The organism is Allobosea sp. GW821-FHT09G06, from assembly GCF_059416005.1.
In genome coordinates, this window is sequence record NZ_JBWKOI010000003.1 from 431,460 (window position 1) to 447,178 (window position 15,719).

At 66.5% G+C, this 15,719-nt stretch carries 16 protein-coding genes; 5 read left to right on the plus strand and 11 right to left on the minus strand.

Annotated elements, in window-relative coordinates; genetic code table 11:
• Position 1: 1 nt before the first annotated feature.
• The 10 genes from AC07NY_RS18280 to AC07NY_RS18325 all read right to left on the minus strand — a co-directional run bounded on the left by AC07NY_RS18280 (position 2) and on the right by AC07NY_RS18325 (position 9,496).
• A complete protein-coding gene (locus AC07NY_RS18280) occupies positions 2-988 on the minus strand; it encodes a Bug family tripartite tricarboxylate transporter substrate binding protein (RefSeq protein ID WP_494585014.1) in 987 nt (328 codons plus the stop codon).
• Positions 988-1,818 carry an NAD(P)-dependent oxidoreductase gene (locus AC07NY_RS18285; RefSeq protein ID WP_494585015.1) on the minus strand — a complete coding sequence of 277 codons (831 nt, stop codon included), beginning with the start codon at positions 1,816-1,818 and terminating at the stop codon, positions 988-990. The genes AC07NY_RS18280 and AC07NY_RS18285 overlap by 1 nt, the downstream gene beginning before the upstream one ends.
• 98 nt (positions 1,819-1,916) lie before the next feature.
• A complete protein-coding gene (locus AC07NY_RS18290) occupies positions 1,917-2,825 on the minus strand; it encodes a LysR family transcriptional regulator (RefSeq protein WP_494585016.1) in 909 nt (302 codons plus the stop codon).
• A gap of 117 nt (positions 2,826-2,942) precedes the next feature.
• Entirely contained in the window at positions 2,943-3,962 is a 1,020-nt protein-coding gene (locus AC07NY_RS18295) for a Gfo/Idh/MocA family protein (RefSeq protein WP_494585017.1), read from the minus strand.
• The gene (locus AC07NY_RS18300) at positions 3,962-4,864 is read right to left on the minus strand and encodes a sugar phosphate isomerase/epimerase family protein (protein WP_494585018.1); all 903 of its coding nucleotides are present in this window, start codon (positions 4,862-4,864) and stop codon (positions 3,962-3,964) included. Before AC07NY_RS18300 ends, AC07NY_RS18295 begins: the two co-directional genes overlap by 1 nt.
• A complete protein-coding gene (locus tag AC07NY_RS18305) occupies positions 4,861-5,697 on the minus strand; it encodes a carbohydrate ABC transporter permease (RefSeq protein WP_494585019.1) in 837 nt (278 codons plus the stop codon). Before AC07NY_RS18305 ends, AC07NY_RS18300 begins: the two co-directional genes overlap by 4 nt.
• Positions 5,694-6,593, minus strand: a complete 900-nt coding sequence (locus tag AC07NY_RS18310) for a carbohydrate ABC transporter permease (protein ID WP_494585020.1) — start codon at positions 6,591-6,593, stop codon at positions 5,694-5,696. Before AC07NY_RS18310 ends, AC07NY_RS18305 begins: the two co-directional genes overlap by 4 nt.
• 67 nt (positions 6,594-6,660) lie before the next feature.
• Positions 6,661-7,881, minus strand: coding sequence for an ABC transporter substrate-binding protein (locus AC07NY_RS18315; RefSeq protein WP_494585021.1), 1,221 nt, complete (start codon positions 7,879-7,881; stop codon positions 6,661-6,663).
• 23 nt (positions 7,882-7,904) lie between these two features.
• Entirely contained in the window at positions 7,905-8,834 is a 930-nt protein-coding gene (locus AC07NY_RS18320) for an alpha/beta hydrolase (protein ID WP_494585022.1), read from the minus strand.
• A complete protein-coding gene (locus AC07NY_RS18325) occupies positions 8,831-9,496 on the minus strand; it encodes a GntR family transcriptional regulator (protein WP_492283537.1) in 666 nt (221 codons plus the stop codon). The genes AC07NY_RS18320 and AC07NY_RS18325 overlap by 4 nt, the downstream gene beginning before the upstream one ends.
• Positions 9,497-9,563: 67 nt before the next feature.
• On the opposite strand from AC07NY_RS18325, the gene AC07NY_RS18330 reads away from it, so the two are divergent.
• The gene (locus AC07NY_RS18330; RefSeq protein ID WP_494585023.1) at positions 9,564-10,688 is read left to right on the plus strand and encodes a mandelate racemase/muconate lactonizing enzyme family protein; all 1,125 of its coding nucleotides are present in this window, start codon (positions 9,564-9,566) and stop codon (positions 10,686-10,688) included.
• 104 nt (positions 10,689-10,792) lie between these two features.
• Here the strand turns inward: AC07NY_RS18330 and AC07NY_RS18335 are convergent, their stop codons facing one another.
• Complete coding sequence (locus tag AC07NY_RS18335; RefSeq protein WP_494585024.1) at positions 10,793-11,479, minus strand: DJ-1/PfpI family protein; 687 nt, start codon at positions 11,477-11,479, stop codon at positions 10,793-10,795.
• Between the two features lie 280 nt (positions 11,480-11,759).
• On the opposite strand from AC07NY_RS18335, the gene AC07NY_RS18340 reads away from it, so the two are divergent.
• The 4 genes from AC07NY_RS18340 (at position 11,760) to AC07NY_RS18355 (ending at position 15,717) form a co-directional block, all read left to right on the plus strand.
• Positions 11,760-12,932, plus strand: a complete 1,173-nt coding sequence (locus AC07NY_RS18340; RefSeq protein ID WP_494585025.1) for an ABC transporter substrate-binding protein — start codon at positions 11,760-11,762, stop codon at positions 12,930-12,932.
• A gap of 118 nt (positions 12,933-13,050) precedes the next feature.
• Positions 13,051-13,977, plus strand: a complete 927-nt coding sequence (locus AC07NY_RS18345) for a branched-chain amino acid ABC transporter permease (protein WP_492283533.1) — start codon at positions 13,051-13,053, stop codon at positions 13,975-13,977.
• Positions 13,978-13,979: 2 nt separating this feature from the next.
• The gene (locus tag AC07NY_RS18350) at positions 13,980-14,975 is read left to right on the plus strand and encodes a branched-chain amino acid ABC transporter permease (RefSeq protein WP_494585026.1); all 996 of its coding nucleotides are present in this window, start codon (positions 13,980-13,982) and stop codon (positions 14,973-14,975) included.
• Positions 14,968-15,717: an ABC transporter ATP-binding protein gene (locus AC07NY_RS18355; protein ID WP_494585027.1), complete on the plus strand. Its 750-nt coding sequence runs from the start codon at positions 14,968-14,970 to the stop codon at positions 15,715-15,717. The genes AC07NY_RS18350 and AC07NY_RS18355 overlap by 8 nt, the downstream gene beginning before the upstream one ends.
• Positions 15,718-15,719 lie beyond the last annotated feature (2 nt).

A 15,719-nucleotide genomic window follows, 5' to 3' on the forward strand; every position in this document is an offset into this window, starting at 1 on the left:
CTCACTCCGACGCCTTGATGCCGGCGCGCGTGATGACGTCGCGCCAGAGCGCCAGCTCCGAGGCGATCAGCTTGCCGAAGCCATCCGGCGTCTCGGGCTGTGCGATGGCGCCGTCGCGGGCAAGCGCCGCGGCGAAGTCCGGCTGACTGAGCAGGCCGTTGATCTCGCGGTTGAGCCGGTCGACGATCGGACGCGGGGTCTTGGCCGGCGCGACCACGCCATACCATTGCACCGCCTCGAAATCGCGCAGGCCGCTCTCGGCCAATGTGGGCAGGCTCGGCGCGAAGCCGACGCGTTCGCGGCTGGCGACGCCGAGCACGCGCAGCTGTCCGCCTTCGGCCAGCGGCAGCACGGCCGGCCCGCCGGTCAGCGTGAACTGGACCTGGCCGGCGACGAGGTCGTTCACCGAGGGCGCCGTGCCGCGATAGGGCACGTGCACGGCGTCGATGCCGGCGCGATAGGTCAGGTAGGCGGTGGCGATATGGGCGGCGCTGCCCTGTCCGCCGGACGAGTAGTTCAGCTTGCCGGGATTGGCCTTGGCATAGGCGATGAACTCACCCAGCGTCTTCGCCGGCAGCTTCGGGTTGATCGCCAGGATGTTGGGCACCATCGCCACCAGGGCGACCGGCTGGAAATCCTTCACCGGGTCATAAGGCACGTTCGGATAGAGCGAGGGCGTGAAGGCCAGCGTGCCGATATGGCCCATCATCAGCGTGTGGCCGTCAGGCTCGGATTTCGCGACCTGACCGGCCGCGGTCATGCCGCCGGCCCCCGGCCGGTTCTCGATGACGAAGCCCCTGCCGGGAATGACCTGCTCCAGCTTCGTCGCGATCAGCCGCGCCAGCACGTCGGTGCTGCCGCCCGGTGTGAACGGCACGACGATGCGGATGATCTGGCTCGGCCATGCCGGCTGTGCCCGGGCCGGGACGAGGCCCGACAATCCTGCTGTGCCGAGGCCGGCAAGGACGGAACGGCGGTCGAGCTGCATCAAAGACCTCCCTTGCGGCGCGCGCCGCGCTGCTGTGCATCGGCGACGGCGCTGGCGAGCCCCGGCGCAAGCCCGGCGGCGGCGAGCATCTCGGCGGCCTCCCGCATCTCGGCTGCGCGCCGGACGCCATGGGTCGCCACGCGCTCGCGCATGTCGGCGGCGAGTGCGTGAAAATCGATCGAGGGAAAGGTTGCGTGCAGGCTGGCGAAGACCGGGTCCTTGACGTCCCAGGCCTCGCAGGCGGCGGCGCAATCGACCATCAGCGCCTCCACCCCCTTGATCACGATGCTGCGGCAGAGCTTCATTGCGGAAGCCCGGCCGAACGTCTCCGAGACTGGAGCCAGGTTCATGCCGAGGCCGTTGAGGATGTCGGCGGTGGCACTCGCCTTGGGGCCGCCGGCAAGGATCGAGACTTTCAAGCCGGGCTTGAGCACGGGTGCCATCACGGCAGCTTCGACATAGTCGGCGCCGCTGGCTTCGACCGCGTTCGCCGCCCGCTGTTTCGTCGAAGGCGCCGCCGAATTGACGTCGACGAAGATCTGGCCGGGCTTCAGCCAGGCGGCCGCCTCGGCCGCCACGGCCTCGGCGCGGTCTGCCGTCACCGCCGAGAAGATGAAATCCGCCTGGCCGCAGGCTTCCGCGGGCGTGGCGCCGCGACCGACGCCGATCTGTTGCGCGGCGTCCTCCAGCCGGCGGCCGGCAGCGCTGTCGAATAGCAGGTCATAGGCACGAATGCCGATGGCGCCATTGGCCATGAGGCCGCGCGAAAACGTCTGCCCGACCTCGCCGAAGCCGATGAACGCGATCGCTGCCGGTGCTGAACCAGCCATCGTCGCCACTCCCTGTGCGTTTCTTCCCGCAGCAAGGGTGGGGCAGGTCTATTGCTTCATCAAATGATAAGAATGCAGCGATTGAGCAATCTGAATCATCAATCCGGGCGCGCGATGCTGCGCTTCAGTGAAGCGCTCAGCAATGACAGCAGGTCGCGTGTCGCAGGGCGCAAGGGCACCGTCTTGCGCGTGATGATGCCCAAGGTCCGGGTGATCGCCGGGGCGCGCAGCGGGATCGCGACCAGCCCGCCGGAATCGACCACGTCGAGCGCGAGTTGCGGGACGATGGCATAGCCGATCCCGGAGCGTACGAGGCTGACCGCGGTGACGACCCGCTGCACTTCGTAACGCCAGGTCAGGGCCTCCCGGCGAGAGCCGAGCGCGTCGTCGATCAGGATGCGGTTGCCCGTCTCGGCGCTGATCCGGACGAGCGGCTCGTCCTGGAGCTGGGCCCATGTCAGCGACGTCGCCTGAGCGAGTGGCATGTCGCGATGGCTGACGAGCACGAAAGGCTCCTTGACCACCGGCTTGAGCTCGAGGTCCCAGCGGTTCGCCGCGACGATGGTCACACCGAACTCGGCCTCGCCGGACTGCACCTTGTCGGCGATCTCGGAGGCGGAATTGTCATGCACCCTGACGCCCAGCCCGGGATGACGCTTGGCGAAGGCGGCGATCACGGAGGGCATGCAATGGGCGGCTACGGTCGGCAGGCAACCGACGGACACCTCCGTGTCACGCTCGCGGACCTCGACCTTCACCTCGTCGATCGCGGAACCGAGGTCCTCGAAGATCCGTCGCGCGCGCGGCAGCAGCGTGGTGCCGGCCGCCGTCAGCGAGACCTGCCGTGTCGTGCGCAGGAAGAGCGGTGTCCCGAGCGATTCCTCGAGCTTGCGGACACGATGGCTCAGCGCCGTCTGGGACAGGTTGAGATGGGAGGCCGCAGCCCGGAAGCTGCCGCGTTCGGCGATGCTGATGAAAGCCTGAAGGCCCAGAACGTCGGCGCGCATGTCATTTGCTAGCGGTGCCTGTCGACAAAAGCGACAGTTTTGGTGAGCGGGCTTCTACGCTTGCGCGCGCTCCCGGTGGCGCGCGGCACCGCTCAGGCTCAGTCGTGCCAAGGACCATCACCCTTGCGAGTTGGCGTTGGCGGGCGCGATCGCCTGTTCGAGGAGGGCGAGAGCCCGCGCCCCGGCCGCCGCATCGGGATAATCCAGCGTCTCGCCGCGAGCGGCACGGACGAAATCGCCGAGGATCGCGTGATAGCCCTTGTGGTCCTCGTTGGCGGCGACCGTGAAATTCGGCTCCCAGACCAGCGTGTCCTCCGCCTCGGCGAGGGTGGCATCCGCGCGCGACACCTTGAAGGGCGGGCTGCGGAAATAACGGACTTCGTGCAGGTTGCGGACCTCGACACGGCGATGGTCGCCCATCACCTGCCACCATTCCATCGGCGTGCCGCGCGACTGATGTGTGCCCATCACGAGCGTGCCGATGCCGCCGTTGCGGAAGCGGAAATCGACATGGAGCAGCAGCTTGCCGGGCTCCAGCTCATGCCGGCGCGCACTGACCGTCGCGACCTCGCCCATCAAATGCGGGATCAGGTCGAAATAGTGGACGCAGTGGTGCAGGTAGAAGCCGGTATAGTCGACATCGCCCGCGAAATAGGTCGGTGCGGTCATGTACTGGCCGAGGAAGCTCGCCGTATCCCCGAATTCCGGGGCATGGACGACATTGGCCGCGATACGGTTCGCGGTGGAGTAGCGCTTCATGAAGCCGAGAACGACCGGGACGCCACGAGCCTTGGCGGCATCGGCCAGTTCCTGAGCCTGCCGCGATGTCGCGGCCGGCGGCTTCTCGATGAAGAGCGGCAGGCCACGAGCGATGGCCGCGAGGCCGATCTCGTGATGCTGATGCGGCCCCATGGCGAGGCCGACGGCGTCGATATCCGTGCGGGCGAGCAAGGCGCGCCAGTCGCTCATCCGGTTCTCGGGCGCGACGCCGTAACGCCGTCCAGTCGAGGCGAGGCTGTCCTGCGAGATGTCGCAGATCGCCTGCAACACGACATCGTGGCGCGTGACCTGCGGCAGCAGCATCTCGTTGGCATGGGTGCCGCAGCCGATCCAGCCGAGCCGGAGAGGGGATGTCATCACGCAAGTCCCTTCGTCGTCGCGAGCCGGTTGGCAAAGGCGAGCGTCGCCTTGAGATAGTCGATGCTGGCCTTGAGTTCCGCATCCTCGTTCCGCGCGGGCGCACGCCATTGCGCCAGCGTCACGCCTGCGGCCTCGTCATCGCGCCGGAACGGTTCCAGCACGATCGGCCCCTCGTAGCCGCTTGCGGCGAGCGCACGTGCGATCGCCGGCCAGTCGATATGGCCGGATCCGACGAAGCCGCGGTTGTTCTCGTTCGCCTGGAAATGCACGAGCCGCGCCCCCGCCAGCCGGATCGATGCGGCAAGGTCGAATTCCTCCATGTTCATGTGGAAGGTGTCGAGCATCACGCCGACGGCCGGAGAAGCGACGGCCTCGACATAATCAAGTGCATGGCGGCAGGTGTTGCACATGTCGGTCTCGAAGCGGTTCAGCGGCTCGACGCCGAGGACGACGCCCTTGTCGGCGGCACGCTTGGCTGCCTGCGTCAGGCCGCGCACGACGGCGTCGACCCGGCGGCGGCGCTCGGCCGGCTCGACCGGGTGCGGCGCCCGGCCGGCGAAGACGAGCGGCGCGCCGTAGAGCGGGCCGCCGACGATGCCGGCGCCCAGCGCGGCGGCGATATCGACGCATTGCTCGAGATAGGCGACGCCGGCCTGATGCGCGGCCGGATCGGGGCTGGCGAGGTCGCGGGTCAGGTTCACACGCGCGGCCAGCACGATAGCAAGGCCGGCATCGGCGGCAGCCGCCTTCGTCTCGGCGAGATCGAGCTCGCCCGGCTCCGGTACGAGCAGTTCGACGACATCAGCCCCGGCCTGCTTCATGCGCTGGAAGGTCGGGAAATGCTCGCGCCCGAAGGGACGCGCGTAGAACATCGAGATCACCCCGATCGTATTGGTCATGATTTGACTGCTCCTGCCGTCAGGCCGCCGACGAGCCGCTTCTGCACAAAAAGGAAAAGGATGGTGACGGGCAGCGCGATGATCGTCCCGCCCGCCGTCAGGATGCCCCACTGCACCGTGAATTCGCCGATGAACAATTGCAGGGCGACGGTCACTGGTCGCACCGTCTCGCCCGAGAGCATCATCGCGAACAGGTATTCGTTCCACGAGGTGATGAAGACGTAGATCGCGGTGGTGACGATGCCGGGCATCACCAGCGGCAGCACGACCAGCCGGATCGTCTGCAAGCGAGAGGCGCCGTCGATCGTCGCGGCCTCGTCGAGATCCTTGGGGATCGCGTTGAAGTAGCTGACCAGCATCCAGATCGAGAACGGGATCGAGAAGGTCGAATGGCCGATGATGACGCCGATGAAGGTGTCGATCAGCCCCAGCATCCGCATCAGCACGAAGAGCGGGATGATCAGCAGCACGATCGGGAACATGTTGATGACGAGGAAGCTCGTCATCAGCGTGCGCCGCCCGGCGAAGCGGAAGCGCGAGAACGAGTACGCCGCCGGCACGCTCGCGGCCAGTCCGAGCAGGACGGCTCCGCAGGCGATGATCAGGCTGTTCAGCAGGTTGACCGGGAAGCTCGTGCGCTGGATCAGCGTTTGGTAGTGCTCGAAGGTGGTGCTGCTCGGCAGGTAGCGCACCGGGAACTGCGAGAGGTCCGCATTGGGCTTGATCGAGGTCAGCAGCATCCAGACGAAGGGCGCCAGCGCGAAGACGAGCACCAGCAGGACGGGGATTTCGACCTGGATCAGGTTGCGGGCGAAGGAGCGGCGCCGGATCATTTCTCCATCTCCCCGGCCTGCCGGCGGACATAGAGCCAGACGATGCCGATGAGGATCGCGGTCAGCATCAGCGACAGCGAGGCGGCATAGCCGAACTCCATGCCGGTATAGGCGCGCAGGAAGGCGTAGAGCGGCAGCGTATGCGTGGCATAGCCCGGCCCGCCGCCGGTCATGACCAGGATGACGTCGAGCGAGTTGGCGACCCAGATGACGCGCAGCAGCACGGCCGTGGCGATGATGCCGGCGATCGAGGGCAGGGTGACGTGGACAAACTGGCGCCAGGGGCTAGCGCCGTCGATCTCGGCTGCTTCGTAGAGCTCGCCCGGAACCGTCTGCAGGCCCGCCAGGATGGTGACGGTGAAGAACGGGAAACCCTGCCAGACGAGTGCCAGCATGATGCAGGCGAGCGCCGTCGAGGGCTGGGCGAGCCAGGGATGCGGGGCCGAGATCAGGCCGAGGCGCAGCAGGATGTCGTTGAAGACGCCGAGGTTGAAATCGTAGATCCAGGTCCACATCAGGCCGATGATCACGCTCGGCAGGGCCCATGGGATGATCACCAGGGCCCGCGCCATGCCGCGCCACCAGAAGCTCTGGTTGAGCAGGAGCGCCGCGCCAAGACCCAGAAGGAGCTGGAGCGAGACGACGCCCGCGACCCAGATCGCCGAGTTCGCGAGCGAGATCCAGAACACCTCGTCCGAGAGCGCGGTCGCGAAATTCCGCAGGCCGACGAAGCGGAAATTGTCGGGATCGTAGAGAACGTAGTCGTGCAGGCTGTACCAGGCCGTCTGCAGCACCGGAAACAGGATGACCAGCGCCGTCACCAGCAGGGCCGGCAGCAGGAATCCATATGGGGTCGCCGCGCGCAGCATCGCGCCGCTCGCCATCGTCTTGTTCATGGCTTCGTTCCTCTGGATCGATGGCCGGCGCCGGGATTCACCCGGCGCCGCGCGCTGCGATCCGGCCTCAGCCGTTGAAGGTCTGCTCGACCGCCTTCATGAGCTCGTCGGGGTTCATCCCGCCGGTCAGGGCCCGCTGCAGATTGGTGGGCAGGACACGGCCGACGAAGTCCGGCGTCTTCACATGGTCCGGCAAGGGCCGGGCGATTGGCAGGGAGGCGTCGCTCGCCTCGACGAAGCGCTTGGGATGCACGGTCCAGGTCTTCGTATCCGAGATGGTGATCGGCAATTGGCCGCTGAGCTTGGCCTGCTCGGCATTGTTCTCCGCGCTCGACAGGAAGCTGATCCAGCGGAAGGCCGCTTCCTTGTTCTTGCTGCCGGCGAAGATCGCGTTGGATTCGTCGCCGAAATAGGTCCAGCCGCTGCCGTCCGGCCCGCGCGGCACCGGTACGGCCGAGACCTTGTCGCCGAGCGCGCCGACGACCTCGGCGACCGAGCCGATATGGTGGATCGCCATGCCGGTCCGGCCGGCCTTGAAGGCGTCGACGATCTGGCGGAAGGCGTCGGTCGGCGCCGAGGGCGGCACGACCTTGTGCTTCACGGCGAGGTCGACGAACCAGCGGTTTGCCGCCAGCGCCTTCTCGGTGACCATGCCGCCCTTGTCGAAGCTGGCGCCGCCGCCGAGGACGAAGGGGCCCCAGTTGTCATGGCAGCCGGCGCCGCCGCGCATGCCGTAGCCGAAGACGCCGTCCTTGGTCAGCGCCTGGGCGGCGGTGAGGAAGTCTCCGAAGCTCTTGGGCGGCTGGAGCCCGGCCTGCTGAAGCATGTCCTGCCGGTAGTAGAGATAGATCACCACGTAGTGCAGCGGCATGTAGTACTGCTTGCCGTCCGGCGAGCGGTTGATCTTCCAGACGTCCTCGGCAATGTCGCTGCGGCCCTTCCAGTTGGCGAGGAAGCCATCCAGCGGCTCCAGTGCCTTCATCTGTCCGAAGCGCGAGAGATAGGACAGGCGCACCATGGCGCAGTCGGGCTGGTTGCCGGCGACCAGGGCCGAGAAGATGCGGTTGATATAGTCGGTGCCGCCACCCCACGGGATCGGCTCTGCCTGGATCTTGATGTCCGGGTTTTCGGCTTCGAACTTCGCGACGAGGGCGGCCGGCGTGTTCTGGGGATTGTCGTAGTGGTACCACCAGCGCACCGTCGCCTTGCCCTGGGCGATGGCCGGGTGGGCGGCCTCGAAGGAGAGCGCAGCCGCTCCCGCGAGCTTCATGAAGGTCCTGCGTTCCATGAGTTTCACTCCCCTGATGTTTTTTATAGTCGTTCGGTGATGTAGGCGGCTCCGGCGTCGATCATGGCCTGCGCCGGTGCGAGTTCCCGGCTCATGCGCAGGCAGCCATGGATCACCCCCGGCACATGGTCGTGGCGGAAGGTGCAGCCCGCCGCTGCCAGGCGCTCGGCGAGGCGGAGCGTGTCGTCGGCGAGGGGGTCGAGCCCGCCCGCCGTGAGATAGAGCGGCGGCAGCCCGGCGAGATCGGCATGCAGCGGTGCGGCCAGCGTCGGAGGCACGTCGAAGGCTGCGGCGAGATAGTTGCGCCAGTACCAGCGCATGTTCGCCGTGGTCAGGATGTATCCCTCGCCGAACCGTGCATGGCTGCCGGTTTCAAAATCGGGAGCGTAGCAGCCGTAGAACAAGGCAGCCGTCGCGGGGAGCGTCAGCCCCGTATCGCGACGATGGATCATGGCCGAGAGTGCAAGCGTCGCCCCGGCTGAGTCTCCCGCGAGCGCCCAGCGCCGTGCATCGACATCCGGGCCGAGCTCGCCTTGCAAGGCGAAGGCGATGGCGGCGAGCGTGTCGTCCAGAGGGGCCGGGTAGGGGTGCTCGGGTGCCAGCCGGTAATCGAACCCGAAGACGGCGCAGCCGGAGGCCGCCGCGAGATGGCGCATCGTGCCGTCATGGGTATCGACAGAGCCGAAGGTCCAGCCGCCGCCATGAACATAGACGATGACGGGCAGGGTGGTTCCGGGCTTCGGATGATAGAGCCTGCCCCGTAGCGTCCCTGCTGCCCCCGTGACGGTGAGATCGCGCGCAGGAATGGCAGGCGCGCCTTCGTTCCAGGCGATGGAGCCGGCATCCGCGGAAGCGCGCGCTTCCGCGATCGGCAGGGTCTTGAAGTCGACGCCGGGCGCCGCCGCGAAGCCGGCGAGGATCCGGGCCATCTGCGGGTGGATGAAGGCGTTCACGCGGCAACCTCGTCGCTGCCCTGAAGAACGATCGTGTCGATATGGGAGCCGAGTGCGGCCGCGAGCCCGCTTCCGTCGCCAGCGGCGAGGCGTTCGTAGAGAACGTCGTGGCGTCGCGCCGTCTCGATCAGCGGGCGGCGATGCTCCGGCGCCCAGAGCTTGTACCGGTTCGAGTGCATGATGCAGCGCGCCAGGATCTGGCCGAGAGCGTCGAGGCCTGAGAGGCGGAACAGGGCGAGGTGGAAATCCTTATCGGCTTCGATGACGCGGTACTCGTCGCCCTCTGCCGCAGCTTCCGTCATCGCAGCCAGGATGCCGCGCAGGTCGTCGAGGGCCTGGCCATCGGCATGGAGAGCCGCCTTCAGCGCCCCGCGCGTCTCGATTCTGCGCCGCAAGGCCAGCATCTCGTCGGCTTCCTCGGCCGTCAGCCGCGTCACGATCGTCCGCCGCCCCGAGCGGACGACGAGGCCATCCTCCTGCAGGCGCAGCAGCGCCTCGCGGATCGGCCCCTGGCTGCAGCCGATCTCATGGGCGAGGCCGAGCTCGGTCAGCACCGTCTCGGGCGTCAGCTCGTTGAGGATGATCCGCCGCTTGACGATCCCGTAGACCAGATCGGAAGGGCGGCTGAGCTTCGGGATCAAGGCGAGAGCCTCGCTGGACAAGGTCTATCGATATGAATATCGATATCATTATTGATAATGATGTCAATCTGGGTTGGAGAGGAAGCTGATGCGTCACCGGATCCGGAAGATCGACGTTCACCTCGTCTCGGCACCCGTTCTGGGCGGCTTTGCCGACGCGACGCGCAAGGTCGAGACGATCGGCTTCGTGATCGTGCGCATCACGACAGATCAGGGGCTTGAGGGGATCGGCGTCACCTATCACGAGGTCGGCGGGGAGGCGACCTGCGAGCTGATCAACCGCAACATGACGCCCCGGCTGATCGGCCGCGATCCTCTCGAAACCGAGGCGATCTGGCAGGAATTCTTCCACTACCTGCGTGGCGTCGGCCGCAAGGGCCTGATGTATTGCGCGCTCAGCGCCGTCGACATCGCGCTCTGGGATCTCAAGGGCAAGATCGTCGATCTCCCCGTCTACAGGCTGCTCGGCGGCGACCGGACCAGGGTGCCGGTCTATGCCAGCGGCGGCTGGACCTCCTATTCCGACGACCAACTCGTCGACGAGATCAAAGGCATGGTCGCGCGCGGCTTCACGACGGTGAAGTTCAAGGTCGGCTTCGATGGCGGCCGCAACCCGCGCCGCGACGCCGAACGCGTTCGCAAGGTCCGCGAGGCGGTCGGCCCCGACATCAACCTCATGGTCGACGCGAACAATTCCTTCGACGCCGCGACGGCGGTGCAGCTCGCCAACCGCATCCGTGAGTACGATATCTTCCTGTTCGAGGAGCCGGTCTTCGCCGACGATATTCCAGGCCTCGCTCGCTTCAAGCGCGGCGCCGACATCCCATTGGCGACCGGCGAACACGAATACACCAAGTTCGGCGTCAGGGACCTGCTCATGCACGATGCCGCCGACATCGTGCAGGTCGATGGCGCACGGGCCGGCGGCTATACCGAGATGCTGAAATGCGCGGCGCTGACCCAGGCGTGGAACGTCAAGTTCGCGCCCCATGCCATGGAGAACCTCCACCTGCATCTCGTTGCGGCCGTGCCCAACGCATTGTTCCTCGAGCGCCTGCTGATGTTCGAGGACATCACGGCGCAAGTCTTCGATGGCGCGCCGCTGCCGATCGACGGCCATATGCATGTGCCGGACCTGCCGGGGCTCGGCCTGAAGCTCAACATGGATTTCATCCGGGAACGGGACGAAACCTCGCCAGCGAATCGTACTTGAACGCCACCCCGCGATAACGCCGGCCGCCGCTGACCCGCTTCAGGTTGCGACCCGGGCCGCGGGATATCAAGCCGATCCTCGTCCATCGCCTGCGGAGCGAGGGGCTAGGGGAGTGTCTTGCGCAATCGGGATGCGGCGCGTTCGGTTGCGGCCGTCCGTCTTGCGATGAACGGCGCGATCTTCTCCCGCATCGCCTGGACCAGAGCCGGCGAGGCCGAGCGAGGGGAGCCGCTCTGGAAGGGCGGTTCCGGGTCGTATTCCATTTGCAGCTGGATTTCCCGTGCGGCCTCTTCGCCGAGAAGATCGGCCACGACCGTCAAGGCAAAGTCGATCCCGGATGTGACGCCGGCACCGGTGACACGATCGCGGTCCCTGACGACCCGTTCCGCAACGGGGATCGCGCCTAGCATGGACAACTGATCGATCGAGGACCAGTGGCTGGTCGCCTTGTAGCCTTCCAGCAGCCCGGCCGCGGCGAGGACGAGCGAGCCGGTGCAGACCGATGTGACCAGCTGGCAGGTCGGCGCGATGCGGCGCAGGAAATCCAGTGTTTCCTCGTCGTCCATCAGGTCGATCTGCCCGGCTCCGCCGGGTACGCAGATCAGGTCGAGCGCGTGGCAATCGGCGAAGCGCATCGTCGGCAGGATCGCCATGCCGCGATCGGAGGAAACGGGCTCGATGGTTTTCCAGAGAAGCTGAACCTTCGCTCCCGGCATGCGATAGAAGACCTCGGCAGGGCCCGTCAGATCGAGCTGCGTCAGTTTCGGGAAGAGGATCAGGCCGATCTGCATGGAGGCGCTCCTGCGCTGTCACGGCCTGCACCATAGCGCGACGGGCCGCGCGGTCAGCAGTCAATCCTGCGACGAGCGGGTTTCTTCGCGCCATTGCCCGGACAATCCTCCCTTTCCGAACCCGCCGGAATGGGCCAAGGATGCCGCTGGCAGGCGGCAACGTGAAAATTCGCGATTGTCGCTCTTGCAGATATTTTAAGCTTGAAACATTATGGTCTGCGCGAGCCGAAGAAATCCGAGGGAACGGGGCCGCGCTTCAAATTCGTCCGGGAGAGCATCGATGACGACATTCAGGTTCGGTCTGGTACTCGGTTGCGGGGCGCTGGCTTTGTCCATCGCGTCCGCGCAAGCACAGGAGCCGATCAAGATCGGCGTGGTCAGCGTGCTGACCGGCCCGGCCGCCTCGCTCGGCCAGCAGGTCCGCGACGGCTTCCAGCTCGCGGTCGACAAGAACGGCGGCAAGCTCGGCGGCGTGCCGGTCAAGATCACGGTGATCGACGACGAGCTGAAGCCCGATGTCGCGGTCGAGCGCGTGCGCTCGTTCGTCGAGAGCGAGAAGCCGGCCTTCGTCGTCGGCCCGGTCTTCTCGAACATCCTCGGCGCGATCGCCAAGCCGGTGCTCGATTCCGGCGCATTCCTGATCAGCCCGAATGCCGGGCCTTCGACCATGGCCGGCAAGGCCTGCAACAAGAACTTCTTCGTCACCTCCTATCAGAACGACCAGGTGCACGAGGTCCTCGGCAAATACGCGCAGGACCAGAACTACAAGAAGGCCTATATCATCGCGCCGAACTACCAGGCGGGTAAGGACTCGCTTGCCGGCTTCAAGCGCTACTTCAAGGGCGAGATCGTCGACGAGGTCTATGCGCCGCTGAACGCGATGGATTTCTCGGCCGACCTCGCCAAGATCGCCTCGTCCAAGCCCGATGTCGTCTTCGCCTTCCTGCCCGGCGGCCTCGGCGTCAATTTCGTCAAGCAGTGGTCGCAGGCCGGCCTGCAGGGCAAGATCCCGTTCCTCTCCGCCTTCACGGTCGATGAATCGACCCTGCCGGCGCAGCAGGACGCAGCGGTCGGCCTCTTTGGCGGCATGACCTGGGCGCCCAACATGGACAACCCGCAGACGAAGGACTTCGTCAAAGCCTATGAGGCGGCCTACAAGATCGTGCCCGGCTCCTATGCCCAGCAGTCCTACGATGCGGCGATGCTGATCGATTCCGCCGTGAAGGCGGCGGGCGGCGCCGGCAATCCCGACAAGCTGCGCGAGGCGATCAAGAAGGCCGATTTCACCTCGCTGCGCGGCAAGTTCAAGTTCAACACCAACGGCTATCCGATCCAGGACTTCTACCTCGTCAAGGTCGCCAAGCGCGCCGATGGCAAGTTCCAGACCGAGATCGCCCAGAAGGTGTTTTCGGACTACGCCGATCCGCACGCCAAGGATTGCGCGCTGAAGTGACGCGAAGCGTCATCCTCGGGCGAAGCGGAGCTTCGACCCGGGGATTTCTTCGTCACGAGATGCTCGGGTCAAGCCCGAGCATGACGTCCTGTGACCGGCCCTGACATAGGACCGCGCGATGACCCTCAGCCTCCTGATCGTCCAGCTCCTCAACGGCCTCCAGTTCGGCGTCCTGCTGTTCCTGGTCGCTGCCGGGCTGACGCTGGTCTTCGGCGTGATGGACTTCATCAATCTCGCCCATGGCGTGCAGTACATGCTGGGCGCCTATCTCGCCGTCACCTTTGTCGGGCTGACCGGCTCCTTTCTGCTGGGCCTCGTGCTGGCGCTTGCCGCGGCGCTGCTGCTCGGGCTTGCCCTCGAATTCCTCGTCTTCCGGCATCTCTATGAACGCGACCATCTCGATCAGGTGCTGGCGACCTTCGGGCTCATCCTGCTGCTCAATCAGGCGGTGAAGATGATCTGGGGCGCCGCGCCGCTCTCGGTGCCCGTGCCGGAATTCCTCTCCGGCAATGTCCGATTGATGGACGGCATCCTTTACCCCGTCTACCGCTTCGCCCTGATCGCGGCGGGGCTCGGCGTCGGCGCGCTGCTCTGGTTCGTGGTCGAGAAGACGCGAGCGGGCATGCTGCTGAGGGCAGGGGCCTCGAACGCGCCGATGGTCTCGGCGCTTGGCGTCGATATCCGCAAGCTCTTCATGGTCGTCTTCGCCTTCGGCACGATGCTCGCGGGCTTTGCCGGAGCGATGGCGGCACCGATCCTCTCGGTCGAGCCCGGCATGGGCGACACGGTCCTGATCCTCGCCTTCGTCGTCATCGTCGTCGGCGGCATCGGCTCGATCCGCGGCGCCTTCGTCGGCGCGCTGATCGTCGGCCTTGTCGACACGCTCGGCCGCTCCTCGATGAACGACCTGCTCCGGCTGTTCATGGCGCCGGCCTCGGCGCGTGCGACCGGCGCTGCGCTCTCCTCGATGCTGATCTATCTGGTCATGGCGGCGGTGCTGTTCGTTCGGCCGGAGGGCCTGCTGCCGGCCAAGGGGCGCTCGTGAGCATGGCGAGCACTCCCTCGACATCGACTGCGCCCGTGGCGCGACCGGTTGCCCCGACGGTACGCCGGCTCGCTCCGTTGGTCATCTTCGCCCTGCTCGCCCTGTTGCCGCTAGCCTCCGCGCTCGGCCTGCCCGGGCACTGGCTGACGTTGGTAACGCGGGCGATGATCTTCGCGATCGCGGCACTCTCGCTCGATCTCGTTCTCGGGGTCGGCGGACTGATCTCCTTCGGCCATGCCGCCTATATCGGCATCGGCGCTTATGGCGCCGGCATCCTGATCAGCGAGGGCCAGACCGAGCTGCTGGTGGCGTTGCCGGTCATCCTGCTGGCCTGTGCGATCTTCGCGACCGTCACCGGTTATGTCTCGCTGCGTACGCGCGGCGTCGCCTTCATCATGATCACGCTCGCCTTCGGGCAGATGGCCTTCTATTTCGCGCAGGCGCTCTCGGCCTATGGCGGCGATGACGGTCTGACGCTCTACGAAAAGAGCACGCTCTTCGGGCGCGAGATCTTCGCCAACCGCACTCGCTTCTACTATATCGCGCTCGGCACGCTGGCCTTCTGCTATTGGCTCGCACGCCGCCTCGTCGCCTCGCGCTTCGGCCGCGTGCTCAGGGCCGCGCGCGAGAATGCCGTGCGCGTCACCGTCACCGGCTACGACGTCAACCATGTCCGGCTCGGCGCCTATGTGATCAGCGGCATGATGGCGGGCCTCTCCGGCTTTCTGCTCGCCAACCAGACCGATTTCGTCAGCCCGGCCTATATGTCCTGGTCGCGCTCGGGCGAACTGATCTTCATGGTCGTGCTCGGCGGCGTCGGCTCGCTCTATGGCGCGATCCTCGGCGCGCTCGCCTTCCTCGTCACCGAGGACGTGCTCTCGTCGCTGACGCAGAACTGGAAGGCCATCTTCGGACCCCTGATCGTGCTCTTCGTGCTGTTCACCCGTGGCGGCATCGCCGGGCTCGCCAACAAGCTGAGGGGGCGCCGCGATGGCTGAGCCGGCGCTTGCACTCAAAGGTCTCGCCAAGTCGTTCGGCGCGCTCAAGGTCACCAACGGGGTCGACCTCACCATCGCGCCCGGTGAGCTCCACGCGCTGATCGGTCCCAACGGCGCCGGCAAGACCACGCTGGTCCACCAGATTTCCGGGACGCTCAAGCCGGATGCCGGTGCGATCCTGTTCGGCGGCCAGGACATCACACGCCTGCCGCCGCAGGCGCGGGCACGGGCGGGGCTCGCCCGCACCTTCCAGATCACCTCGACCATTGCCTCGCTCTCGGCGCTGGAGAATGTCGCGCTCGGCGTGCAGGCGCATAGCGCCCGCCCGCTCTCGCTCTTCCGTGACGCGGCCAGCGACGACGCCCTCAATGCTCCCGCCTGGGAAGCGCTGGAGGCGGTCGGCTTGACCGAACGCGCTCATGCGCCAGCCGGCAGCCTCTCGCATGGCGAGAAGCGGGCGCTGGAGATCGCGATGGCGCTGACCTTGCAGCCGAAGCTCATCCTGCTCGACGAGCCACTGGCCGGCGTCGGGCATGAAGAAGGCGAGCGTCTGATCGCGCTGCTGAACAGCCTCAAGGGCCGCTTCGCCATGCTGCTGGTCGAGCACGACATGAGCGCCGTCTTCGCGCTGGCGGACCGCGTCACCGTGCTGGTCTATGGCGGGGTGATCGCCTCGGGCGAGCCGGCGGCGGTCAGGGCCGATCCGGCCGTACGGCAGGCCTATCTCGGCGAGGAGGGCTAGCG